The sequence below is a fragment of the Novosphingobium nitrogenifigens DSM 19370 genome (genome assembly GCF_000192575.1).
Lineage (GTDB): Bacteria > Pseudomonadota > Alphaproteobacteria > Sphingomonadales > Sphingomonadaceae > Novosphingobium > Novosphingobium nitrogenifigens.
Window position 1 is genome coordinate 63860 of the sequence record NZ_GL876927.1, and the last position, 22635, is coordinate 86494.

Annotated in this window: 22 protein-coding genes and 1 pseudogene; 11 read left to right on the plus strand and 12 right to left on the minus strand. The window is 64.3% G+C overall.

Annotated elements, in window-relative coordinates:
* The 4 genes and pseudogenes from Y88_RS19545 to Y88_RS07150 form a co-directional block, all read right to left on the minus strand.
* Positions 1-468 (minus strand): annotated as a pseudogene (locus Y88_RS19545) (glutamine amidotransferase); the annotation flags it as partial.
* 186 nt (positions 469-654) lie between these two features.
* Complete coding sequence (locus Y88_RS07140; RefSeq protein WP_008067555.1) at positions 655-1716, minus strand: heme-dependent oxidative N-demethylase family protein; 1062 nt, start codon at positions 1714-1716, stop codon at positions 655-657.
* A 21-nt stretch (positions 1717-1737) separates the two neighbouring features.
* A complete protein-coding gene (locus Y88_RS07145; protein WP_232280963.1) occupies positions 1738-2682 on the minus strand; it encodes a PDR/VanB family oxidoreductase in 945 nt (314 codons plus the stop codon).
* Positions 2679-3260: a dimethylamine monooxygenase subunit DmmA family protein gene (locus tag Y88_RS07150; RefSeq protein WP_008067560.1), complete on the minus strand. Its 582-nt coding sequence runs from the start codon at positions 3258-3260 to the stop codon at positions 2679-2681. The genes Y88_RS07145 and Y88_RS07150 overlap by 4 nt, the downstream gene beginning before the upstream one ends.
* A 197-nt stretch (positions 3261-3457) precedes the next feature.
* Between Y88_RS07150 and Y88_RS07155 the strand changes: the two genes are divergently transcribed.
* The 3 genes from Y88_RS07155 (at position 3458) to Y88_RS07165 (ending at position 6197) form a co-directional block, all read left to right on the plus strand.
* Positions 3458-4591, plus strand: coding sequence for an aminomethyltransferase family protein (locus Y88_RS07155; RefSeq protein ID WP_026167050.1), 1134 nt, complete (start codon positions 3458-3460; stop codon positions 4589-4591).
* A gap of 293 nt (positions 4592-4884) precedes the next feature.
* Positions 4885-5724 (plus strand): hypothetical protein, encoded by an 840-nt coding sequence (locus Y88_RS07160; protein WP_008067566.1) that lies wholly within the window; start codon positions 4885-4887, stop codon positions 5722-5724.
* On the plus strand, positions 5712-6197 hold the full coding sequence (locus Y88_RS07165; RefSeq protein ID WP_232280964.1) for a DUF4410 domain-containing protein: 486 nt from the start codon (positions 5712-5714) through the stop codon (positions 6195-6197). The genes Y88_RS07160 and Y88_RS07165 overlap by 13 nt, the downstream gene beginning before the upstream one ends.
* A 31-nt stretch (positions 6198-6228) precedes the next feature.
* Here Y88_RS07165 and folB read toward each other — a convergent pair whose 3' ends face one another.
* From folB to purU, 3 genes are read right to left on the minus strand one after another with little or no spacing between them, the layout of a single operon-like run.
* A complete protein-coding gene (gene folB, locus Y88_RS07170; RefSeq protein ID WP_008067570.1) occupies positions 6229-6630 on the minus strand; it encodes a dihydroneopterin aldolase in 402 nt (133 codons plus the stop codon).
* Positions 6627-7502, minus strand: coding sequence for a bifunctional methylenetetrahydrofolate dehydrogenase/methenyltetrahydrofolate cyclohydrolase FolD (gene folD / locus Y88_RS07175; RefSeq protein WP_008067572.1), 876 nt, complete (start codon positions 7500-7502; stop codon positions 6627-6629). The genes folB and folD overlap by 4 nt, the downstream gene beginning before the upstream one ends.
* A 4-nt stretch (positions 7503-7506) precedes the next feature.
* Positions 7507-8367, minus strand: coding sequence for a formyltetrahydrofolate deformylase (gene purU / locus Y88_RS07180; RefSeq protein WP_026167049.1), 861 nt, complete (start codon positions 8365-8367; stop codon positions 7507-7509).
* A 347-nt stretch (positions 8368-8714) separates the two neighbouring features.
* Here purU and Y88_RS07185 point away from each other — a divergent pair, with 347 nt between their 5' ends.
* The 3 genes from Y88_RS07185 (at position 8715) to Y88_RS07195 (ending at position 13099) form a co-directional block, all read left to right on the plus strand.
* On the plus strand, positions 8715-9734 hold the full coding sequence (locus Y88_RS07185; RefSeq protein WP_232280965.1) for a GlxA family transcriptional regulator: 1020 nt from the start codon (positions 8715-8717) through the stop codon (positions 9732-9734).
* A 365-nt stretch (positions 9735-10099) separates the two neighbouring features.
* On the plus strand, positions 10100-12391 hold the full coding sequence (locus Y88_RS07190) for a TonB-dependent receptor (protein WP_008067577.1): 2292 nt from the start codon (positions 10100-10102) through the stop codon (positions 12389-12391).
* A gap of 126 nt (positions 12392-12517) precedes the next feature.
* Complete coding sequence (locus Y88_RS07195; protein ID WP_008067580.1) at positions 12518-13099, plus strand: nucleotidyltransferase family protein; 582 nt, start codon at positions 12518-12520, stop codon at positions 13097-13099.
* Here the strand turns inward: Y88_RS07195 and Y88_RS07200 are convergent.
* The gene (locus Y88_RS07200) at positions 13084-13983 is read right to left on the minus strand and encodes an XdhC family protein (protein WP_008067582.1); all 900 of its coding nucleotides are present in this window, start codon (positions 13981-13983) and stop codon (positions 13084-13086) included. The two genes, Y88_RS07195 and Y88_RS07200, sit on opposite strands and share 16 nt — an antisense overlap.
* A gap of 182 nt (positions 13984-14165) precedes the next feature.
* Here Y88_RS07200 and Y88_RS07205 point away from each other — a divergent pair, with 182 nt between their 5' ends.
* The 4 genes from Y88_RS07205 (at position 14166) to Y88_RS07220 (ending at position 17718) form a co-directional block, all read left to right on the plus strand.
* Positions 14166-15452 carry an OmpP1/FadL family transporter gene (locus tag Y88_RS07205; protein WP_008067583.1) on the plus strand — a complete coding sequence of 429 codons (1287 nt, stop codon included), beginning with the start codon at positions 14166-14168 and terminating at the stop codon, positions 15450-15452.
* Positions 15449-15868 (plus strand): YeeE/YedE family protein, encoded by a 420-nt coding sequence (locus tag Y88_RS07210; RefSeq protein WP_008067584.1) that lies wholly within the window; start codon positions 15449-15451, stop codon positions 15866-15868. The genes Y88_RS07205 and Y88_RS07210 overlap by 4 nt, the downstream gene beginning before the upstream one ends.
* Positions 15865-16266 (plus strand): DUF6691 family protein, encoded by a 402-nt coding sequence (locus Y88_RS07215; protein ID WP_008067585.1) that lies wholly within the window; start codon positions 15865-15867, stop codon positions 16264-16266. Before Y88_RS07210 ends, Y88_RS07215 begins: the two co-directional genes overlap by 4 nt.
* A 96-nt stretch (positions 16267-16362) precedes the next feature.
* Positions 16363-17718 (plus strand): FAD/NAD(P)-binding protein, encoded by a 1356-nt coding sequence (locus tag Y88_RS07220; RefSeq protein WP_018076033.1) that lies wholly within the window; start codon positions 16363-16365, stop codon positions 17716-17718.
* Here the strand turns inward: Y88_RS07220 and tauC are convergent.
* The 3 genes from tauC to tauA are packed head-to-tail and all read right to left on the minus strand — an operon-like array spanning position 17715 to position 20345.
* Positions 17715-18494 (minus strand): taurine ABC transporter permease TauC, encoded by a 780-nt coding sequence (tauC, locus tag Y88_RS07225; protein ID WP_008067587.1) that lies wholly within the window; start codon positions 18492-18494, stop codon positions 17715-17717. The two genes, Y88_RS07220 and tauC, sit on opposite strands and share 4 nt — an antisense overlap.
* Positions 18484-19281 (minus strand): taurine ABC transporter ATP-binding protein, encoded by a 798-nt coding sequence (locus tag Y88_RS07230; RefSeq protein ID WP_008067588.1) that lies wholly within the window; start codon positions 19279-19281, stop codon positions 18484-18486. Before Y88_RS07230 ends, tauC begins: the two co-directional genes overlap by 11 nt.
* On the minus strand, positions 19281-20345 hold the full coding sequence (gene tauA / locus Y88_RS07235; protein WP_008067591.1) for a taurine ABC transporter substrate-binding protein: 1065 nt from the start codon (positions 20343-20345) through the stop codon (positions 19281-19283). Before tauA ends, Y88_RS07230 begins: the two co-directional genes overlap by 1 nt.
* Positions 20346-20625: 280 nt before the next feature.
* Between tauA and Y88_RS07240 the strand changes: the two genes are divergently transcribed.
* Positions 20626-21813: an acyl-CoA dehydrogenase family protein gene (locus Y88_RS07240; RefSeq protein ID WP_008067593.1), complete on the plus strand. Its 1188-nt coding sequence runs from the start codon at positions 20626-20628 to the stop codon at positions 21811-21813.
* 61 nt (positions 21814-21874) lie between these two features.
* Here the strand turns inward: Y88_RS07240 and Y88_RS07245 are convergent, their stop codons facing one another.
* Positions 21875-22582 carry a peroxiredoxin-like family protein gene (locus Y88_RS07245; RefSeq protein WP_018076032.1) on the minus strand — a complete coding sequence of 236 codons (708 nt, stop codon included), beginning with the start codon at positions 22580-22582 and terminating at the stop codon, positions 21875-21877.
* Between the last annotated feature and the right edge of the window lie 53 nt (positions 22583-22635).

A 22635-nucleotide genomic window follows, 5' to 3' on the forward strand; every position in this document is an offset into this window, starting at 1 on the left:
GGGATGCGCGCCATCGGTCGTCACCGCACTCTCGGTCGCCATGCGGGTATGGCCGATGCCGTGCGTACCGATCATCGCGGGAAGGCCAAAGCGATTGGCAACGTCGAGCGGCAGCCCCACTTCCTTGTAAAGCTCGATCCGGCTGCCCGAACCGGTCACGACCAGGTCGGGCCGATTGAGCGCAAGCCAGCCGCGCACCAGTTCTTCGGAGGAAACAGGGAAAGACAGCACCAGATGCGTGTCGCGACGCGTCGCGACCGCAAGTCCGGCAAGCCCCGAGACCACGGAGTCGAGATCACCACCCCGAACCGTAAGCTTGAGATGCCCCGCATCCCCAGCCCCATACACCGCAAAACCCGCACTATCCGGGCCTCTGCCCGTCATCACCACCAGCATGTCTGCCAAGAGCTTGCCCAGCTCGGGTTCGAGCGCAGGATCCTTCAGGAACAGCCCGACGATTCCACACATGTTTTCGATTCTCCAGATCAGATAGGAATCGAATAATCCTCACAGGAAACTTCGTCAACTCTTGAGAAAATTATTTTCTCTCGAAGAATGTATCTTCCGTCAGGGGCGAAAAACAGGCGCCAAAGCGCCGGAACAGGCAGAAAAATGGCCCTTCCCCGCAATGGGAAAGGGCCGGAAAAAAGCGGATCAGGCCGGAAGGCTGGAAATGCCCGCCGCGATGCCCGGTTCGGTCGGCGCGCCGTCGTCGAACTGCGACAGCCAGGCGACCGCGGTGTCGCGATAGCGGTCGGTCCCCTTGTACGCCGCGATTTCGGGATGAAGGTCGCGCAGCACGCGGTGCAGGCGACGCCCCCACTTGGGCACGCGCGCCAGTTCCTCGATACTGGCAAGATAGGCGCGGATACCGAACAGCAGTGCATTGGAACGCGGCAGGCGGAAAATGGTCTGCAACTCGACCCGCAGGTGCAAGAGCTTCCCCACGTTCTCGGGCGTCAGCGTGGTCCGGTCCGGCCCCCACAAGGGATAGTTTTCCGGCGACGTGTCGAGACGCGGATTGACCGTCATCGTCCAGTTGAGACGCCGCACCGGCTGCCCATAGCGCACGCGCATCAGGTATTGCAGCGCGCGATCGAACACGCCCAGTTCATGCGCGACCGGCACCGGTCCGTGCCATTCGTGAAAGGTCATGCCGACATTGAATTCGAGCGACCAGTCCGCCTGGGTCGTGGCAATGCCGCCGTCGAGATAGAGCGTGTTCTCGCGCTGGTCCTGCAGGGTGAAATCCCCCTGCGCCTGCCGCGCAATGTACTCGAACGGCTCGTAGGGCAGCGTATCGACCTTGCCGAAGGTGAAGGTGTCATGGATGCCGAGCGGACGATTGTGCCAGGTCCAGCGATCGCCGTCGCGTTCGAGCGTGAAATGCTCGGGATAATCGCGCGCCATGCTTTCCATCAGCAGTTCGAGCGTATCCCACTGCGCCTGCATCATGTGCGGCAGGACAAGACACCGGTTGGGGTCCTGGGCCAGCACCAGCGCGCGTTCGCGGCATTCACCGACGTAATGTTCATCGACGTCAAAGGCTGTATTGAATGCATCGGTCGCGCCGCCGGGAAAGTGCGGCTCCATGTTGACCGAATACATGTAGGTGTCTTCGGGAAACGGAAACGGAAAGCGCAGGATCGCGGCATCGCTGTTCGAATAGCGGAAATCGTCGCGAAAGGTTTCGTCGGTCTTGAAAGCGGTGGTCATCGCCCCATCCTTTGCCGAATGTCAGAGATCAAGCACGAGCACGTCGCTGCACGCACGCGACATGCAGGGCATGACCAGCAAGCCGGAGGCCTTTTCAGCATCCGACAGGTAATGGTCGCGATGTTCCGGCACGCCTTCGACCACCGACACCACGCATTCGCCGCAGGCCCCGCCCCGGCATAGCGAGCGCACCGGCGCGCCGACGCGTTCGAGCGCCTCGAGCATGGTTTCCTCGGCATCGACGGCAACGTCCTGCCCGGACTTTGCCAGGCGCACGACGAAAGGTTCGCCGCCCGCCGCCCCGAAATCCTCGCGATGAACGTGGCTGGCAGGCCATCCCAGCGCTTTCGCCTGCGCCACGACAGCATCCATCAACGCAGCCGGACCGCACGTGTAGACATGCGTGCCCAGCGGCTGCACGGCGAGCAGTTCGGCCAGATCGAGCCCGCCGCGCCCGGCATGGACATGGATCTCGTCGCCCGGACGCGGTCCGAGCAACGCGGTGAACACTCCCGCCTCGTCGGACGCTGCAACCTGATGCAGTTCCACTCGCGCATCGCTCGCCCGCAGCGCCGACAGGAACGACAGCATCGGCGTGATACCGATGCCCCCGCCGATCAGCAGATGCTTGCGCGCGACATTGGACAAGGGGAACAGGTTGTGCGGAATGGTCGCTTCCAGCACCGCGCCTTCGCCCAGCCGGTCGTGCACGTAATGCGAACCGCCGCGCGAACGCACGGCCCGGCGCACGATCAGCTCATAGGCCTGGCCACTTGCCGAAACGAGCGAATAGGAATTGCGCACCGGCTTGCCGTCGGGATCGACCGGCAGCGTCAGCGTGATGTGCGCCCCGGCCGCAGCGGGGGGAAGCAAGCCTCCGTCGGCAGCTTCGAGCACGATGCGCTTGAGCGTGGGCGACAGGAGTTCGGTCCGCGCCACCCGCAGAAGCAGGCTGGTGTCCATCATCGGTAGAGTTCCTCGATCGGCAGAGTTTCGCCCGGGACCTCGGCGTCGATCTGCACGCCCATGTAGGCGTTGTTGAACCGCGAAAAGTGATCGCGCACGAAGAGCTGCGCCCCGCAGGCCGAGCAGGTGACGACATTGGTGGTCACCCCTTCGTTCATCGTCCGGCAGTGCACGCAATAGACGCGCCGCGCGGCGCTTCCGGTCGCGTGAAGGCGATATTCGTCGCGGCCCATGCCGATTGCGGCGGCCGCCTTGGCCACGTCCCACAGGAACGCCTCGGCCCCGACCGCATAGAGGCGAAAGCCCATGCGTTCATTGGCCAGACGATGGCGCAGCGAGATCAGGAGATGGCTGGTCGAACGGAAATCATGCTGCGCCTGCGGCACATGCGGCATCGGGATCGCCTTGCTGTGCCCCTGTACGGTCCACACTTCGGCGAAATCGCCGGGGCCGACGCCAGGCGCGAACGCAGTCGCAGACGGTTCTGCCCCGTCGCAGACCAGGAGATGGGTACGCCCGGTCGGATCGGGAGCGAGCGGCGCATAACTCGGGCGGCTTCGAATGCCCTGATCGGTCATCGGGACATCCCCCCGGACAAAGTGACGAAAGGAGCAAAAGGCATCGTGGCGATCCTTTGGGTGCGTTCGAAAAACTTTCTCAAGGGGAAATATTTTTGTCAATGGGGCAAAAACGCACCTCGACACTGGTCGGTCCCATTGGTAAATCAATTTTCCACAGAAGAAATTGATTCACCCTTTCCCAAACGAGGACCCCGATGGCCAACAGTTGGCGACATTCCACTCTTGCAGACAGACATCGCGCCCTGGGTTCCAAGCTCGAGGACTGGAATGGAATGGGCACGGCGTGGACCTACGACCACGACGTTCAGGACGATCACACCATGATCCGCACCAAGGCGGGACTGATGGACGTCTCGGGCCTTAAAAAGGTGCATCTGGTCGGCCCGCATGCCAGCGGCGTGCTCGACTACGTGACCACCCGCAATGTCGAAAAGATCCTGCCGGGCCGTTCGACTTATGCCACCATGCTCAACGAAGACGGGCATTTCATCGAGGATTGCATCCTCTATCGCATGGGGCCCAACAACTGGATGGTCGTCCACGGCACGGGCGCGGGCCACGAAACGCTGGCTCAGGCCTGCGTCGGGCGCAATGTCCAGATGCTGTTCGACGACGACCTCCACGACCTCTCCCTGCAAGGCCCGACGGCGGTCGACTTTCTGGCCGAACACGTTCCGGGCATCCGCAACCTGCGTTATTTCAGCCACATCGGCACAACCCTTTTCGGGGTGCCGGTCACGATCTCGCGCACGGGCTATACCGGCGAGCGCGGCTACGAGATTTTCTGCCGCGGCGTGGATGCACCGCTGATCTGGGACACCATCCTCGAAAAGGGCAAGCCGTTCGGCATCGGCCCCGCCTCGTTCACCGCGCTCGACCTGCTGCGGGTGGAAAGCTACCTGCTGTTCTATCCCTATGACATGTCCGATCTCTGGGCCTTTCCCAACGGAGAGACCGGCGACACACTGTGGGAACTCGGCCTCGATTTCACCGTCAGCCCCGGCAAGACCGGCTTTCGCGGCGCCGACGCGCATTACCGCGCCAAGGGCAAGGAACGCTTCCGCATCTATGGTATCGAACTGGCGTCGGACGCACCGGCCGACATCGGCGACACGCTCCATGCCGACGGCAAGCAGGTTGGTCTCGTCACCATCGGCATGGTGTCCAAACTGACCGGACGCTCGCTCGCGATCGTCCGCCTCGACGTAGACAAGGCAGTCCCGGGCACTCCGCTCGAACTGCACGGCAAGCAAGGCATCGTCGCTGCCACCGCGCAGCCCCTTCCCTTCGACGACCCGGACAAGAAAAAGCGAACGGCTATCGGCTGACGCCGCGCAATCCCGCCCAACATGCCCCCCGGAAGCCCACGCTTCCGGGGGTTTTCGTAATCAAAACGGGCGGAACACCAAATTCCGGATTCCGAATTCACGTCACGTAACAGCGTCGCCAAATTGAACATTAAATTTATGCAATGTTTTACAATTGCCCAAAACCATTCATTCCGGACAGAAATAACAAATGAACTTGATAATCGTATTTTTCGTACATATTCGAAGAGGCGGAGGGCGCAATTCATCATGACCGGGCGCCATCAACGAAAGGAAGTTGAATTCGCCTTGCATTGCACAATACCTGTGTCCTGTTGACGCTGTCCTTTTCTGCAACCGCACATGCCGCCGCCGTTACACCGACGACGCCTGCTCCGCCCGCGCCCACACCAGCCCTCTCGGCACCGGCCCTCTCAGCTCCCGTCTCTGCGCCGACCACCCGCACCCTGACGCTGGCGCCCGGTGCGCTGGTGGCCGTCAGCCCGATGAACGAACTCAGCAGCAAGACGCTCAAGCTTGGCGACAAGTTCAAGTTCGCCACGATGAGCGACGTGTCGGACCACGGCGTCGTTCTTATCCCGCAAGGCACCACCGGCGAAGGCACGGTGACCTACGTCAAGGGAACCGGCGTATTCGGCCGCTCGGGCAAGCTCGAAGTCTCGTTCAACTCGCTCGACCTCGGCGGCCGCACGATCGCGCTGACGGGCAAGTATCGGCAGGAAGGCAGCGCCAATTCGGGCGCGGCGGTCGGCGCGACGCTGGCGGTCGGCCTGATCGGCGGCCTCGTCGTTTCGGGTCACTCGGCCGTCATCAAGCACGGACAGGCCCTGCAGGCCCAGACCAACGCCGAAGAGAGCTTCACGATCCCTACCGAGGCGACGGCATCGGCCGCAGCCGCTCCTGCCGCCCCCCGACGCCCGCACCCGCACACTAAGGGCGGCTTCCCCTTCCCGCGTCACGCACCCCGCCGCGAACCGCATCGCGGCGGGCCCATGACCTGCGACAGACAAGACCAGCCGAACGAGGAAACCCATGCGACAGGAACGCAACGCACTGACTATGGCACTGGCACTGGCCGTGATGCTGGCCGGATGCGCCGGATCGCCCCCCCCCGACGATCATGCAGAAAATGATCGTCGACACCACCGCCCCGGTCCACGTCGTCGATGTGAAAGTCGAACTCGCCGAAGGCGTCTGGGCAACGGACCAGGATCGCGAAGACATTCGCAGCAAGATCCTGGCCCAGCTCGCCACTCTTCCCCAGGCGGCCCCGGCCCAGGCGGTCCCGGCCCAGACAGGCCCCACGCAGCCCGGAACTCCGCAGCCCGGAACTCCGAACGCGACCGCCCTTTCCTACAAGATGGTGGTAAAACTCACCCGCTTCAAACAGGGCAGCGCAGCCGCCCGCATGATCATGATCGGGCTCGGCCAGATCCATATCGACGGTGAAGTCACCCTGACCGATGGCGACGGCAAAGTCGCGGGTCAGTACAAGATCACCAAGACGATGGCTGCAGGCGGTCTCGTGGGCGGCATGACATCGACGTCCGATGTCGAGAACGGCTTCGCGAAATCGGTCGTCGCGGCCATCAACCACCACGCCTGACCGATCGGCCCGGTCGCGTCACCGGCCGTTTTCACCGGGCCCGCAAACAAAGTTCCACACCGGCCGCCTGCGCATAAGGCGCAAGGGCGGCCGGTTTTTCGATGCGGATGCGCAAGGCGCGCAAGGCCCCGAGCGCGAACAGACGTTCACCGACGTGCCGGGCGAACGTCTCGATCAGGTCGTGATGTCCTTGGGCAATGACGGCCTCCACCGCCGTGCGGACGTGGTCGTAATCGAACGTCGCCCCGATGGAATCGCTGTCCACCGGGGCGATGTCCATGTCGACATCGATGACCAGCCGCTGGGGCGCCTGCTTTTCCTGCGGGTAAACGCCGATCGAGGCCATGACTTCCAGCCCGCGCACGAACAGGCGAGTGGTTTCGACCATGAGCCCTGCTTCGGGAGCGGGCACCGCAGCGATGGAACGGGTCATGCGGGAACGAGGCTCCGGCGCACCGCCGCCGCTTTCACGGTGTTGTGCAAAAGGCAGGCGATCGTCATTGGGCCGACACCCCCGGGAACCGGAGTGATCGCACCCGCCACGGCCTGCGCTTCGGCAAAGGCGACATCCCCGACCAGACGCGACTTGCCGTCGGCCCCGGTCACGCGATTGATGCCCACGTCGATGACGATGGCACCCGGCTTGACCCAGTCGCCCCGCACCATTTCCGGGCGTCCGACCGCCGCGACCAGAATGTCGGCGCGACGACACAAGCCGGGCAGATCGACTGTTTTGGAATGCGCCACCGTGACGGTGCATCCGGCCGCAAGCAGGAGCTGCACCATCGGCTTTCCGACGATGTTCGAGCGCCCGATCACCACTGCATTCAATCCCGCGAGATCGCGGCGTACCGTTTCGATCAGCATCATCGAACCGAGCGGCGTACACGGCACGATCCCGCCGGCACCGGTCGCGACGAGGCCGACATTGGTGGGATGGAAGCCGTCCACGTCCTTTTCCGGCAGGATCGCGCGCAGCACCGTCGTCGCGTCGATCTGCGGCGGCAGCGGCAATTGCACGAGAATGCCGTCGACCGCCGGATCGGCATTGAGCCGATCGACCAGCGCCAGCAACTCGTCCTGTCCGGTCGAGGCAGGCAGGCGATATTCGAACGATTCCATGCCCACTTCGACCGTCTGGCGCGCCTTGTTGCGCACATAGACCTGGCTGGCCGGGTCTTCCCCGACCAGCACGACGGCAAGACCGGGGCGATGCCCCTGCGCCGTCATGGCCGCCACTTCGACGGCCAGATCCTGCCTCAGACGGGCTGCAATCGCCTTTCCGTCGATCAGTTGCGCGACCATGTCGTCAGTCCCGGAACACGACAGTGGTGGAGCCGTTGACGAGCGCCCGGCCACTGAGATGCATGGAAATCGCACGCGCCAGCACGCGACGTTCGATATCGCGCCCCTTGCACACCAAATCCTCCGGCGTTTCGGCATGGGTAATGCGTTCGACGTCCTGTTCGATGATCGGCCCTTCGTCGAGGTCCGAAGTCACGTAGTGCGCCGTCGCCCCGATCAGCTTCACCCCGCGTGCATGTGCCTGGTGATAGGGCTTGGCCCCCTTGAAACCGGGCAGGAAGGAATGGTGGATGTTGATGCACCGCCCCGACAGATAGGCCGCCATGTCGTCGGACAGGATCTGCATATAGCGGGCGAGCACGACCAGTTCGGCGCCGGTTTCCTCGACGACCGCCTTGATCTGCGCTTCCTGCTGGGGCTTGGTATCCTTGGTGATGGGCAGGTAGTGGAACGGGATGTCCCCGAAATCGAGGCCCGCGAAGGATTCCAGCGGGTGATTGGCGACAATGCCGACAATGTCCATCGGCAATTCACCGATGCGCCAGCGATAAAGCAGGTCGGCAAGGCAATGGTGGAACTTTGACACCATCAGCAGCACTTTCTGCCGCTCGGACAGCGAGCGGATCTGCCACTGCATCGCGTATTCCTGGCCGACCAGCGCGAAGTCGCGTGTCAGTTCCCTGGCATCGCCGCCTTCGCCCAGGTTGAAGACCATCCGCATGAAGAACTTACCGGTGGCAAGGTCGTCATACTGATGCGCTTCGAGAATATTGCCCCGGTGTGCATAGAGCAGCGTGCAGACCCGGGCGACGATCCCCGGCTGATTGGGGCAGGAAAGGGTAATCACGAACTTTTCTTGCGACATCGGAAGTGTTCCCGGACCTTGAAGCGAGACGAGCTTGAAAACGGAATGCCCGGCATGGTTCCGGCGCACCGCAATGCGCCGCGCCGGAACCCGCGCAGGACTTGAACAGGGAAGAATGCGCCCGCCCGGCAGGCCGGACAGTCCCATCGCTTCCACAAGGATCGGCAGTGGCATCCGGTCGACGCACAGGCGCCCCTTGCCAAAGGCGCTCATGGCGACCGGGCCGGAAACGGGAGCTAAAAAGACTCGCAGGCGCGGCCCCACATGATCGGGGACCGGTTTCCTGACCGGCTCCATTCTTCTTGCCAAGAAACAATCTGCCCGATAATCGTCATTTCAAAGTGACTGTGAGCGACAGAATGGTGGCCGCCAGCGACACACTTTCGGTGATTTCCCTCGGATTCCTCCTGATCGAGGATTTCGCGATGTTGCCCTACGCCTCGTTGATCGAGCCATTTCGGGCAGCAAACACGCTATCTGGGACAGATTATTACGCGTGGCAGCATTATTCTGTCGACGGCGGTCCGGTCAGAGCCTCCAATGGGCTCGAAATCGCAGTCGACGGACGGCTCGATCGAAACGCCGCCCCTGACATCCTCTTCGTTTGCGCGGGAGGAAACCCTTCGGCCTTTCGTGATTCGGCCACCTTTGCCCAATTGCGCCGCATTGCGGCAGGGGGAACGACCATCGCGGGCATTTCCGGTGGCCCCTATATCCTCGCCCGCGCGGGCTTGCTGGCCGGACGGCACTGCACCATCCACTGGGAACACGAAACCGCCTTTCGCGAAGCCTTTCCCGATCTGGAAGTCGAAGGCGGGCTCTATGTCCGCGACGGCAATCGCATCACTTGTGCGGGGGGCATTGCCGGACTGGACCTTGCCGTCGAACTGATCGGCGAAGCGCATGGTCCCGCGCTTGCAGCCCAAGTGGGGGAATGGCACATCCGCACCCAGCCGCGCCACGGCGGCGGATCGCAGCGCCCCTCGCTTGCCGCACGTTATCGCGTGACGCATCCCGGCATCGTCTCTTCACTCGCGGCGATGGAAGCCAATATCGCCGAACCGCTGAACCACGAGGACCTCGCCGCCCACGCCGGTCTTTCGGTACGCCAGCTAGAACGCCTGTTCGCCGCGCATCTGGGACGCAGCATCGGGCAGGAATACTTGCGCCTGCGGCTCGAAGCGGCGTTGCGGCTGCTGCGCGAGACCGATCTCAGCCGGATCGAGGTCGCGATGGCCTGCGGCTTTGCCGATGTCAGCCATTTCTCGCGCCGGTTCCGCGCCTGGTTCGGGACCAGCCCGATGCAGGCACGGCGCACGCCCGGTCTCTCTCCCTATCAGAACGCAGGCGCCCCGCGCGGCGCGTGAAAACGCCCGTTTTGCGGCGCAGCAGGACCGCGAGTGCAAACGCACGTTCCTGATGGGAACTTTTTTTTCTTTTTAGTCCCCATGCGTATTGCCAGCCGCCACAGTGCTATGTATGCCTGTGGAAAGCGGTGCAAAAAACCGCAGATTTGCAAGACGAATCATTAAATAAAGCCATCCTCTGCGCAGGACGGCGCTTCATGACATAACTGCTGCCTCAATAAGGCATCGACTCTGCTTTTGCGGAGCGCTTAGCTTTGTACGTTTTAAATAACGATAATAGCGATCTTGCCAAAATAACCAGGGTTCAGAAATATTCATGGGGAAAAATGATGAAGCATGTCCGATACATACTCCGTATTGCGGCCATGGCGAGCGTATCGTGCCTTGCCTTTCCCGCTTTCGCCGCCTCGGACAGCCCGGCAGCCGGCCCTGAGCAAAGCGACGACATCGTCGTCACCGCCCAGCGCCGCGAACAAAAGGCGCAGGACGTCGGCATTGCCATTTCCGCGCTCGGTTCCGCCGCGATCAAGAACATGAATATCACCGACGCCTCGGACCTCACCCGGGCCGTCCCCACGCTGAAAATGAACTCCTATTCCTCGTCGCAGGTGGTGTTCAACATTCGCGGCATTTCGCAGAACGACTTCGGCGACCAACAGGAACCGCCCGTCGCGGTCTATCAGGACGACAGCTACGGCAGCTCGCTCAACACCTCGAGCTTCCCGACGTTCGACCTTCAGCGCGTGGAAGTGCTGCGCGGGCCGCAGGGCACCCTGTTCGGCCGCAATGCCACCGGCGGCGCCGTCCAGTTCATTTCCAACAAGCCCAAGGACCAGTGGGGCGGCTATGTCAGCGCGACCACCGGCAGCTATGGCCAGATCGTGACCGAAGGGGCCATCACCGGTCCGATCACCGACAAGCTGCAATTCCGTCTGGCCGGCATTCGCGACCGCGACCACGGTTATCTCCAGAACATCCTGCCCGGCTATGCCAACCAGGGCGCGGCCAATCACTGGGCCTTGCGCGGGATGCTGGCCTGGCAGCCTTCGTCGGATTTCAACGCACTCCTGACCTTGCGCTATCTGCGCGCGCCCAACGAACGCATGGCGGGGATCTATACGCCGGCTTCGGCCTGTCCCAACGCGATGAACCAGGGCTATTTCCTGGGCGCCAACGAAACGTGCTCGTACTGGTCGGGCATCGGCAATCCCGGCCCCGGCACGACCGCGACCGGCTATCGCAATGACAAGGTCATGCCCCAGTTCGGCGGCAGCCCATGGAAGACCGCGGCAGGCGATCCCGGCTATGTCGATCGCAAGCTCTTCAGCGCGACGCTGCGCCTCGAAGGCCATCTCGGCATTTTCGATCTCGTCTCGATCACCGACTTCCAGCACGGCAGCAAGTATCTGACCGACGACGAAGACGCGACGCCCGACCAGGCGACGACTTTCTCGCAAGGGTCGAGCCTCTATCAGGGATCGGAAGAAGTCCGCGTTCTGGCGCACTTCAAGCGCCACGAACTGACCGTGGGCGCCTATGGCATGATCATCGAGGGCCGCTATTACGGCAGCTTCGGCGACCCGTTCTACGGCTATGTGCCGGAAGCCAATTTCACGCAGAAGACGCAGTCCTTCGCTTTCTTTGCACAGGACGAATGGAGCCTGACCGACAGCGTGAAGCTCATCGGCGGCCTGCGCTATTGGCACGACCACCGCATCGGCGCCTACAACGCCTATGAACCGAGCACGGGCGTCGGCATCGTCTTCAACCAGTCGCAAGTGGGCTACAGCTCGTTCGGCACGGCACAGGACGCCACGGGTCTGACCGTCTCGCCCGCTTCGGCAACGCCGTCCTTCTCGGGCGTGACCGCCCGCGCCGAAGTCGAATACAAGCCGTCGAAGGATGTCATGCTCTATGGCAGCTTCAACCGCGGGTCGAAGAGCGGCGGCTTCACCTTCTCGCTGGGCACGCCCTTCCCCGGCGGCGAAGTCTCGGCCCTCAACGGCACGCCCTACAAGCCCGAGACGCTTGACGCCTTCGAAGTCGGGGTCAAGTCGACCCTGACGCGTGGAACCACTCTGAACATTTCCGCGTTCTATTACAATTATCAGGATTACCAAGCGTTTGCACAGTACGGCTCGGTCCAGACCGTGGTCAACCTGCACGCCCATTCCAAGGGGATCGAAGCGGAATTCACCACCCATCCGGTGCGTGGCCTGATGCTTCAGCTGAGCAGTTCGCTGCTCAACACCAAAGTCTTCGACGTGCCGCTGCCCGATGCCAATGCGACGCGCGTCACTCATGCGCTGCCCCAGGCGCCCGGGTTCTCCGGCTCGGCGGTCCTGCGCTATGAATTCCCGCTGCTCGGCGGTCTCGGCTCGTTCCAGGCCGATGCCCAGCATTCGGGTGGCTTCTGCTTCACCGTGCTCTGCGCTCCGGTCGAACAGGAAGCAGCCTACAACATCGTCAACTTGCGCGCGGGCTTTACCACCGGTGACGGCCGCATCGATTTTGCCGCCTTCGTCAACAACCTGAACAAGGAAAAGTACCGCATCTACGCTTTCGACGAATCCCTGTTCGGCGGCAACGTCGCACAGGCCTACGGCAAGCCCCGCACCTGGGGCATCACCGCGACCTACCACTTCGGCGCCCAGTAACGCCGCCGGTGCCCGGAATCCTGAACTCCGGGCACCTCCTCCTCTTCGTCACCCCGGATCAAGTCCGGGGTGACGGATAATGTGACCTCTTCCCATGCCCCCGCGTCGGGTTCTAGAACGCGCGCGATGGCTCACGACCTCTCCCTGATCATCGCCATTCTGGGCGCGGGTGCCGGATCGCGGATGGGCGGGGGCAAGCCCGGTATCGATCTGGGCGGCAAACCGCTCGGGCAATGGGCGCTCGACGCTGCAGGCGCACTGGACGGACAAGTCGTGTTCGTCTGCGGGCCGGAGCGAGCCGAATTTCTCGATTGCATACCGACACTGGTCAATCCCGATCCCGGTCGCGGCATGGCGTCCTCGCTGGTGCTCGCTGCGCGTCATGCGCAAGATCTCGGTGCGGAACGTCTGCTGCTGATGCTGGCGGACATGCCGTTCGTCAGTCCGGAAACCTTGCGCGCGCTGGTGGAACGGACCGGCAGGGATGAAGTGACCGCCTGCCGCTATCCCGACGGACGGCTCGGCCCCCCGGCCTGTTTCGACGCCGGGCGGATCGCACCGCTGCTGGACCTGACCGGCGACATGGGCGCACGAAAACTGCTCAACCGTCCCGGCTTTGCCCAAGGCCTTGCCGTGTTGGACAACGAATTGTCCGACATCGACACGCCCGAAGATCTCACCCTCGCCCGGGATCAGACTTTGACGTAAGCCTCGACCACTTCGGCCAGAACCGACATCGCCAGCGTCGCCGGATCCCGCGTCGCCGCGATCAGGCCGACCGGTCCCTTGATCCGCGCCGCCGTTTCCTCGTCCACGCCTTGCGCGCGCAATCGTTCGAGCCGGGCCGCATGGGTCCGGCGGCTGCCGACCGCACCATAGAAGAAGGCGGGACGCGAAAGGACATGGGGCAGCAGCACGTCCTCCCAGTCCCGGTCGTGGAACAGGAAAACCGCCGCCGTCCAATCGTCGCCGATGACCTCGGGCACTTGTGTCAGATGCGTCAGCCGGGTCGCGCAAAGCCCCTTGCCCTGCAAAAGATCGACGTCCCGCGCCATTGGCGAGAACGCCTCGACCAACGCGCCGAAATGGTGGGCAAGCTGAACCAGAGCGGTAAAGTCCTCGCCATGCCCGAACGCCAGCACCCGCAACGGCGGCGAGAGCGTGAGAGCAAAGCCCGCCCCCTGCTCACCCACGCCATCGGGCGCGATCATCAGCGTGACGCGTTGCCGCGCGTGGAGCCGGTCGCGGGCCCCACGCAGGACGTCGAGCGAGGGATCGGGCGTGAACATGAGGTCGATGCCCCCGCCACACGGCAGGCGCACGTCGATATAGGGCGACCCAAGGCCATAGCGGACCACCCGCCCCTGCCCCGCGTCGAGCACATCGCGCGCCTCGCCCACGATCGCATCCTCGATACAGCCGCCCGAGAACGAGCCGATCGCGCGCCCGTCATGGGTCACTGCCATTTGCGCGCCCAACGCGCGCGAGGACGATCCCTCGATCGCCACAAGGGTTACAAGAGCGACCCGAGCCCCCTCTTCGACCCAGGTTATCGCCTGCTCCACGATCGAGAGCGGCACGGCAGCAATCATCGAACATCAACCCTGTTGCTTTCCCGCCGTCTTGACCGGGATTTTTCGCACTTGCCAGATGAATTTTGTCTACTTATTGAGTTGAGAAATTAGGCAGGGCTGACCCGGATACCTCGCGCCTTCCGCGAGCCTCACTGATTTCCACCACCAAGCCGATTTCCGCCAACAAGGATGACACGTCGATGATCCCCTGCTTCCGCCTGCCTGCCCTGCCGCTTGCCCATCGGGTCGGCGCCGCGCTGATGACCGGCGCGGTACTGATGTCCCCGATGGCTGCGCGGGCGACCGACGGCTATTTCCTCGACGGGATCGGAGGCAAGGCCAAGGGCGCGGGCGGCGTCGCGCTGGCCCAGCCCGAAGACGCGCTCGCCATCGCGTCGAACCCGGCAACGGCCACCGAAATCGGCCACCGCCTCGACGTCGGGGTCGAACTGTTCATTCCCAACCGTTCCGCGACGATCACCGGCAATGCCGCAGGCCTTTCAGGGACCTACAGCGGCAATGGCGCCAATCCCTTCGTCCTTCCCGACTTTGCCTATGTCCGCCCGGTTTCGGACAAAGTATCGGTGGGGATCGCGATCTACGGCAACGGCGGGATGAACACCGTCTATCGCCGCAATCCCTTTTCCGCCTTCGGCGCACAGGGCGACGCGGGCGTCGATCTCAAGCAGATCTTCATCACCCCGACTGCGGCGGTCAAGGTCCTGCCGGGGCAAAGCCTCGGCATCTCGCCCATTGTCGTGGTGCAGGCCTTCCGCGCCTATGGCATCCAGCCCTTCTCGGGATACTCCTCCGATCCTTCGCATTTCACCAATCTCGGCACGAGCTGGTCGACGGGCGCGGGCGTGCGGCTGGGCTATTTCGGTCATATCGGCCGGGCCATCCGCATCGGCGGGTTTTACGAGACCAAAGTGAAAGCAGGCCATTTCGGCAAGTATTCGGGTCTTTTTTCCAATCAGGGCAGCTTCGACGTTCCCGCGGCATGGGGTGGCGGGATCGCGGTGACGCCGGTGCGCGCGGTCACGCTGGCACTCGATGTCAAGCGCATCGAATATTCCGGCGTCAGCTCGGTCGGCAATCCGATCGGTCTCCTGTTCACCGGCACCCCCTTCGGCGCGACCGGCGGTCCCGGTTTCGGCTGGCGCGACATCACCGCGATCAAGACCGGCGTCACCTGGCGGGCAACCCCGGCCTGGACTTTCCGCGCGGGCTACAGCCATTCGGGCAATCCGGTTCCGACGAACCAGACACTGCTCAACATCCTTGCCCCCGGCGTCGTTGCCCACCACATCACCGGCGGCGCCACCTGGGCTTCGCGCAAAGGCGTGGAAGTGACCGGCTATGTCGTGGTCGCGCCGAAAAACCATGTCTATGGCGACGGCTCGATCCCGCAGGCTTTCGGCGGGGGTGAATCCAACATCGCGCTCGGCGAAACCTCCGTCGGCGCTTCGGTCGGGATCAAGTTTTGATTGTTGCACCTGCCATCGCGCCCGCTCTTGCAGGCGGCGCCCTGATCGGTCTCGTTTCCGGCCTGATGTGGCTGGGACGAGGTCGCATTGCCGGGATCAGCGGCATCCTGCGTCTTGCCCTGCGCGGCCCGGACCGCAGCTGGCGGCTCGCGTTCATCGCCGGGCTGATCGCGGCGGGCGCAGGCGCGCGGATCGTGGTCGGACCACAGGCAGCGGCCGGACTTGAAGCCGTCGGCTGGCTGCGGCTGGCTGTCGGTGGCCTGCTGGTCGGGCTCGGCACCAGCCTTGCCAACGGATGCACCAGCGGACACGGCATCTGCGGCCTCTCCCGCCTGTCCCCCCGATCGCTTGTCTCGGTACCGGTGTTCATGGCCGCCGCGATCGTGACCGTCGCTCTTGTCGGGGTGCCCTCATGACGCGCAAGCTCGCTTTTCTGGCCGGGCTCGTGTTCGGCCTCGGCCTTGTCATCTCGGGCATGAGCAGCCCGGCCCGCGTCAGCGCCTTTCTCGACATCGGCGGGCGCTGGGACCCGACGCTGGCATTCGTCATGGGCGGCGGCCTTCTCGTCGCGGGCCCGCTGTTCTGGTTGGCCGCGCGTCGCGGGCGCACGCTCGACGGCGGCATCCTGCCCGATCTGCCCAAGCGTGGGATCGACGCACGCCTGATCGGTGGCTCGGTGGTGTTCGGCATCGGCTGGGGGCTGGTGGGCCTCTGCCCTGGCCCGGCGATCACCGATCTCGGCGTGGTTCCACTGCGCGCACTGGCTTTCCTGGTGCCGATGGCGGTCGGCGTCCTTATTGCCCGGCCCGACTGATCGGGCTTGCATTGCCATTTTGTCCACTATATTGGTAGAGAAGAATCAAGACAAACACTGACTCCCGAAAAACTCCCTTTGGTGCAGGAGCTTGGCATGAAGCGCGCAAGCGATGGCAACGACCCCGTGCTGATTGTCGGCGGGGGTTTCAGCGGCACTTTGCTGGCCATCAACCTCGCCCGGCTCGGCGTGCCGAGCGTCCTGTTCGAACGCGATCAGACGGCTCTGGCCAAAGGGCTGGCCTTTGGCACCCGCCACCCGGAACACCTTCTCAACGTCCGCGCCTCGAACATGAGCGCCTTTCCCGACGATCCCCAGCATTTCCTGCGCTGGCTCGGATTTTCCCGAGCCGAACAGGCGAACCGGTTCGTCCCGCGCCTGTCCTATGGGCAATACTTGCGCGAAATCCTGCTCGAAAGCCTTGGCCGGACCACCGCGCGTCTGGCGATCCGATCCGACAATGTCGTCGACCTGCGCGAGGACGGGGACGGGGTCATTGCGGTTCTGGCCAATGGAGCAACTGTCCCAGGACGCGCGGCGGTGCTCGCACTCGGCCATTTCGCACCGCGCCTGCCGGGCCTGTGCCGCGACATTCCTTCCGGCCTTGCCGTTACCGACCCGTGGCGGGGCGAGACACTTGCCGATCTCGATCCCGATGCGCCACTGTTGCTGCTCGGCACCGGATTGACTTCGGTCGACGTGATCCTTTCGCTCGACAAGGCGGGCCATCGCGGCCCCATCACCGCCTTGTCCCGGCGCGGCCTCATGCCGCGCAGCCACTTGCCGTCCGGCCCCGCCGTCGATCCGGTCCCGCCACCTGCCGTGCGTGGCATTGCGCTCCTCCGGGCGGTGCGCGCGCGGGCGCAAAGCGTGGGCTGGCACCATGCGGTCGATGAATTGCGCCCCCACACCCGCGCCTTGTGGCAGGCCCACGACGACCGGATGCAAGCGCGGTTCCTGCGTCACTTGCGCCCCTATTGGGACGTGCATCGCCACCGCCTCGCCCCGACCATCGCCACGCGGCTGGCCGAACTCGTCAACGAAGGCCGGGTAACGTACCGCGCCGGGCGCCTCGTCGAGGCGCGACAGGCGGGGAACCGCGTCGCCGTGACCTGGCGTCCGCGTGGCACCGAACGCATCGAACAGCTCGAGGCGGCGCGCGTCATCAATTGCATCGGCCCGGAAGGCGACATTGCGCAAGCACCCGAGCCTTTGCTCAAGGCGCTACTCGCGCGCGGCACCGTTCGCCCCGACACGCACCGCATGGGACTCGACGTCGATCCCGACTGGCGCGTGCGCGACGAAGGCGGAAATGCCAGCCCGCGCATCCACGCCGTCGGCCCCCTGACCAAGGGGGTTGCCTGGGAAATCATCGCCGTGCCCGACATCCGGCATCAGGTCTGGGAACTCGCCCGCCAGCTTGCCGCCACGCGCGAGCGGGTTATCGCCTAGCGCCCGGCCGTCCATCCCGCAAAACGCCGCTCGATCCGACGCAGCAACAGTTCGAGCGCCAGTGCGATAAAGGCGATCACCAGAATGCCGGCCACCACCACATCGGTGACCAGCATCTGCGAAGCCGACTGCACCATGAAGCCAAGGCCCCGGGTCGCGGCCACCAGTTCGGCCGCAACCAGCGTCGACCAGCCGACGCCGAGCGCAATGCGCAAACCCGTCAGGATGTCGGGCAAGGCACTCGGGAACACGACCAGCCAGGCGATCTGGTCCCGGCTCGCGCCGAGCGAGCGGGCCGCGCGGATACGGTCGGGATCGACCCGGCGCACTCCGCTCGCCGTCGCGATCGCCAATGGCGCAAAGATCGCCATGTAGATCAGGATGACCTTGGTCACTTCGCCGATGCCGAACCAGATGACGATCAACGGAAGATAGGCGAGCGGGGGCACCGGGCGATAGAATTCGATCAATGGATCGAGCGCAGCATTGACGCGCGGGAACAGCCCCATCGCCATGCCCGCCGGAATGGCCGTGATCACCGCGAACAGCATGGCGAGCCCGACCCGGGCAAGGCTAGCCGCAGCATGTTGCCACAGGCTCGCACCCACGAAACCGTGGCGGGCAAGATCGACGACCCGTCCCAGAATCTGCCCCGGCCCCGGCAGGAACAGGGGAGAGATCAGCCCGCTTGCCGTCACGGCCCACCATAGCGCGAGCAGGCTGCCCAGCATCAGCGCGCTCGATCCGGCGTGGCTGCCGCGCGGTTCACTGTCCATGGGCTTCGGCCTCTTCTTCGCTGGCAAGGATGGCAAGAGTGAGCTCTTCGCGCATGGCGAGGAAATCGGGATCGGAACGAACCGAGCGGATCGGCTCTCCGGCAAGGAAACGGCGCGCGAAACCGGGGTGATAGCGACGGACGATCCGCCCCGGTCGCGGCGACAACAGGACCAGTTCGGTCGCGAGGAACAGGGCTTCCTCGATCGAATGGGTGATCAGGAAAATGCCCTTGCCGGTGGCCTGCCAGACTTGCAGCAAGAGAACCTGCATGCGTTCGCGATTGAGTTCGTCGAGCGCGCCCAGCGGTTCGTCCATCAACAGGAAATCGGGTTTGACCGCCAGCGCCCGGGCCAGTCCGACCCGCTGGCGCATCCCGCCCGACATCTCGCTGATCCTATGCCCGCCGAATGCGCCGAGCCCGACTTCATCGAGCAAGGCTCGCGCCCGTTCCAGCCGCTCCGCCTTGCCCATGCCGCGCAGGCGCAGGCCGAAGGCGACGTTTTCGAGCGCGGACAGCCAAGGCATCAACGCGTCGTCCTGGAACACCACGGCGCGATCGGGCCCGGGTCCGGTGACCGGCCGGTCATCGACCACGATCTGTCCGCTGGTCGGCGCCACGAACCCGGCGAACATGTTGAGCAAGGTCGATTTGCCGCACCCCGAAGCGCCGAGCGCAATGACGATTTCCCCCTGCCCGACATCGAGCGTGACCGGCGAGAGCGCCTCGACCGGGCCGCGCGCGCTGCGATAGACGACCCCTGCACCTTTTGCCGACAAGACCGCCATTATCGTTGCCCATCCTGCTTCTGGTCCAATATTTGACCCTGCATGTGACCTTGCTCCGCGGCGACTTGCCGGACCCATTGCGGGTCGAGATAAGGAGAATAATCGACCAGCACGCGATCGACCTTGCCCTGCGATTGCAGGAAGCGGGCCGTTGCGGAAAGATCGCGTGCCAGCCCGCCACCGAGCAATCCGAGCCCTGCCTGTTCGGCAGCATCGGGATAGTCGCTGCCCGCCAAAAGCGCGGGCACTTTGGCCGCATCGACCCCGGTCAGCCCGGCAACGGCTTGCACTTGCGGCGACGCGGGCGTCAGCCTCGCGCGTTCGCTCTTCCACGTCTGCACCGCCTGCAAGGCCGTGCGCACGAAGGCTGCGACCACGCCGGGCTCGCGACGGGCGAAATCGCGCCGCACCACCCACGCGTCATAGGTCGGCGCGCCCCAGTGCCCGACGTCCTCGGAACTGAACAGCACCCGCCCGGTGCGTTGCAGTTCGCTGAGCGCCGGGTCCCAGACATAGGCAGCATCGATGTCCCCCCGCGCCCAGGCGGCCGCGATTTGCGGCGGGGACAGGTTGATGATCCGCACCTGCCGTTCGGAAAGCCCCCAGTGGCGCAGCGCGGCGAGCAGGCTGTAATGGCAGGTCGATACGAACGGCACGGCAATCCGCTTGCCTACGAGATCGGTCGGCCCTGCGATCCCGCTGCCGTTGCGGACGGCCAGAGCCTCGCCATGACCAAGGCGGCTGATCAGGGCGACTGTCACGATCGGCAACTGGCGCGTGGCGGCAACCGCCAGCGGGCTCGACCCCAGATCCCCGAAATCGATGTCGTCCGCCGCCAGCGCGGTGATCACGTCGGTGCCGCTGTCGAACTTGCGCCATGTGACCGGCTGTCCCAGCGCCCGTTCATAGGCGCCGCTCACTTGCGCCAGCTTGCCCGGATCGACCGCGGTCTGGAACCCGACGACGACACCATGGCGCGGCGGTCCCGACAACAGGCGCAGGCCCCCGAGCCCGAGCGCGAACAAGACGAGGACACCCAGAAAAACCCGAAATGTGATCGACATGCGTCCTCGATGCAAAACCGGACCGGGCCCCCGGCACATGGGATTGGCCCAAGACTTGCCGGGGCCTGTCGACCGAGTCGAATTCCTTGCTGGAATGCCCGGCCCGAAATGCCTGAATCGAACTGCTTGATCCGGAGCAGGTTCTACCCATGAAAACCGGCCCAGTTCGATCAAGAATTCCTCATTTGCCCGGATTATACTCAATCAATAAACTTGAGTTTTCCGGGCAACGCAGTGGCGCCTGCCCGTTCCAACCGCGCATTCGAGGAGGCCCGAAAGCATGGCCACGCAGGCAATCGCCGCCATTCAACCCGATCTTTCCGACGCCGCTCTGGCCGCGCTCACCGCGCAGCTTGCCGAACGGGCCGAGGATTACGACCGTGCCCCGCGCTTTCCGCAGGAAAACTTCGACTTGCTCGCGCGCAAGGGACTGATCGGGCTGACTGTCGATCCGCGTCTGGGTGGCCAGGGCGCGGGCTTTGTCGAGGCCTTGCGCGTGCTTGGCGCGGTGGCGAAGGGCGAACCTTCGACCGCGCTGATCCTGTTCATGACGTATGCCTTTCACGCCGCGCCCGACCGCAATGCCCGCTGGCCGGGATCGCTTTATGAAAAGCTGGCGCACGAAGCGGTCGCGGGGGGCGGGTTGATAGGCACGTTCCGCGTCGAACCCGAACTCGGCACGCCGGTGCGCGGCGGCCTGCCCAAGGCGATCGCCCGCCGCGTCGGCGATGGCCCGAACGCCAGTTGGCTCCTGTCGGGCGAAAAGATCTATTCGACCGGATCGACCGGGCTCGACTGGTTCGCCGTCTTTGCCCGCACCGACGAACCCACGCCCCGACTGGGCCTGTTTCTCGTCGATCCGCGCAGCGAAGGCATCGAGATCGTGCCCGAATGGGACCATCTCGGCATGCGCGCTACGGTCAGCCACAAGGTCGTGTTCCGCGATACTCCGGTTCCGGCCGGACACGATGTCGATTTGCGCGAGCCGGAAGAATGGGTGCCCCGCCCCGGCACCAACCAGACCGCGCTCTATTGGAACGCGCTGGCCCTTGCGACGATCTATGACGGAGTTGCCCGTGCCGCACGCGACTGGCTGGCCCACTATCTCAACCATCGCGTCCCATCCAACCTTGGCGCCGCGCTGTCGACGTTGCCGCGCGTGCAGGAAAAGTTCGGGGAAATCGAAGGCCTGCTCCATACCAACCGGGTGCTGATCACCTCGGCCGCACAGGCGATCGACGACGGGCAGGCACCCGATGCGACGGAAATCAACCTGGTCAAGCATCTGGCCAATGCCAATGCCATTCGCGCGGTCGAGATCGGGCTGGAACTGACCGGCAATCCGGGAATCAGCCGCAACAATCCCCTCGAACGCCATTATCGCGACGTGCTGTGCAGCCGCATTCATTCACCGCAAGCGGACACGGTTCTTGTCGCCGCAGGCCGGAGGGGTTTCAGCCAGAAATAACCCTTCCGGCCTGCTGTATCTCCTTGCTCAGGACCCTTCCTGAACAAGGAGATACGGGCATTCAGGCGGCTTGGGTCACGACGCTGCCGCCGGTCGCTTCGGGAAGATGGGCCAGAACGACGTCCGCCTCGGTCCGTGCCAGCCAGTCGGGGCTGACGTCGATGAAGCGGATGGTGTGATCCTTTTCCAGCACCACGATCGCGGGCTGGTCGATTTCGTAGCTTTGCGTGCCGAGGGTGGCTCCGATCCACGGCTGTCCCGGCGCAACGGCAGGACGGTCTTCGGGAAGGAAAGTCAGCCCCAGACGGCGACCGAGCGCATAGTCGGGGTCGGCAAATGTCGGGAAACGCAGACCGTGGCGTTCGGTCGGCCCACGATCGACCGGGATCTGCGCGCTGATCGCGAGCAGGGGAATCCCCGCGGCGTGCAAGGCAGGCCACAGCGCCTCGTCATAATAGGGCAGCGCGATGTTGCAGGCCGGACAGCCGCCGAAGCGGAAGAAGACCAGCACGGCCGGACCCTCCCCGATCAGTTCGACACTCGGCACCCGTCGACCGTCGGCATCGACCAGGTCGAACGGCCCGATCCGGTCGCCCGCACCGGGACGGGAAGCCGGATCGTCGCGCTCCACCAGTACGCGGCGCTGCGTCGCATTCTTCGCCAGTTGCTCGGGCGCCCAGGTCCGTTCGCGTTCGGCCTGAAGCTCGGCAAAACGTTCGGCCAAGGACCTGCTGGTCCCGGTCGTGTTGGCTATCGGCCTGTTGGTCATCGGCAAGACTACCTCTGGTTACACTTGGGTTCCCACAGGCGTAGGCGCGGCAA

Excerpts from the sequence above, each read along its gene's own strand:
- tauC (WP_008067587.1), bottom strand. The coding sequence starts at position 18,494 with ATGGACAGTGAACCGCGCGGCAGCCACGCCGGATCGAGCGCGCTGATG.
- Y88_RS07205 (WP_008067583.1), top strand. The coding sequence starts at position 14,166 with ATGATCCCCTGCTTCCGCCTGCCTGCCCTGCCGCTTGCCCATCGGGTC.
- Y88_RS07230 (WP_008067588.1), bottom strand. The coding sequence starts at position 19,281 with ATGGCGGTCTTGTCGGCAAAAGGTGCAGGGGTCGTCTATCGCAGCGCG.
- purU (WP_026167049.1), bottom strand. The coding sequence starts at position 8,367 with ATGTCGCAAGAAAAGTTCGTGATTACCCTTTCCTGCCCCAATCAGCCG.
- Y88_RS07220 (WP_018076033.1), top strand. The coding sequence starts at position 16,363 with ATGAAGCGCGCAAGCGATGGCAACGACCCCGTGCTGATTGTCGGCGGG.
- Y88_RS07195 (WP_008067580.1), top strand. The coding sequence starts at position 12,518 with ATGGCTCACGACCTCTCCCTGATCATCGCCATTCTGGGCGCGGGTGCC.
- Y88_RS07145 (WP_232280963.1), bottom strand. The coding sequence starts at position 2,682 with ATGATGGACACCAGCCTGCTTCTGCGGGTGGCGCGGACCGAACTCCTG.
- Y88_RS07190 (WP_008067577.1), top strand. The coding sequence starts at position 10,100 with ATGGCGAGCGTATCGTGCCTTGCCTTTCCCGCTTTCGCCGCCTCGGAC.
- tauA (WP_008067591.1), bottom strand. The coding sequence starts at position 20,345 with ATGTCGATCACATTTCGGGTTTTTCTGGGTGTCCTCGTCTTGTTCGCG.
- Y88_RS07200 (WP_008067582.1), bottom strand. The coding sequence starts at position 13,983 with ATGATTGCTGCCGTGCCGCTCTCGATCGTGGAGCAGGCGATAACCTGG.
- Y88_RS07240 (WP_008067593.1), top strand. The coding sequence starts at position 20,626 with ATGGCCACGCAGGCAATCGCCGCCATTCAACCCGATCTTTCCGACGCC.
- Y88_RS07245 (WP_018076032.1), bottom strand. The coding sequence starts at position 22,582 with ATGACCAACAGGCCGATAGCCAACACGACCGGGACCAGCAGGTCCTTG.
- Y88_RS07140 (WP_008067555.1), bottom strand. The coding sequence starts at position 1,716 with ATGACCACCGCTTTCAAGACCGACGAAACCTTTCGCGACGATTTCCGC.
- Y88_RS07150 (WP_008067560.1), bottom strand. The coding sequence starts at position 3,260 with ATGACCGATCAGGGCATTCGAAGCCGCCCGAGTTATGCGCCGCTCGCT.
- Y88_RS07155 (WP_026167050.1), top strand. The coding sequence starts at position 3,458 with ATGGCCAACAGTTGGCGACATTCCACTCTTGCAGACAGACATCGCGCC.
- folD (WP_008067572.1), bottom strand. The coding sequence starts at position 7,502 with ATGGTCGCGCAACTGATCGACGGAAAGGCGATTGCAGCCCGTCTGAGG.
- Y88_RS07165 (WP_232280964.1), top strand. The coding sequence starts at position 5,712 with ATGCAGAAAATGATCGTCGACACCACCGCCCCGGTCCACGTCGTCGAT.
- Y88_RS07215 (WP_008067585.1), top strand. The coding sequence starts at position 15,865 with ATGACGCGCAAGCTCGCTTTTCTGGCCGGGCTCGTGTTCGGCCTCGGC.
- folB (WP_008067570.1), bottom strand. The coding sequence starts at position 6,630 with ATGACCCGTTCCATCGCTGCGGTGCCCGCTCCCGAAGCAGGGCTCATG.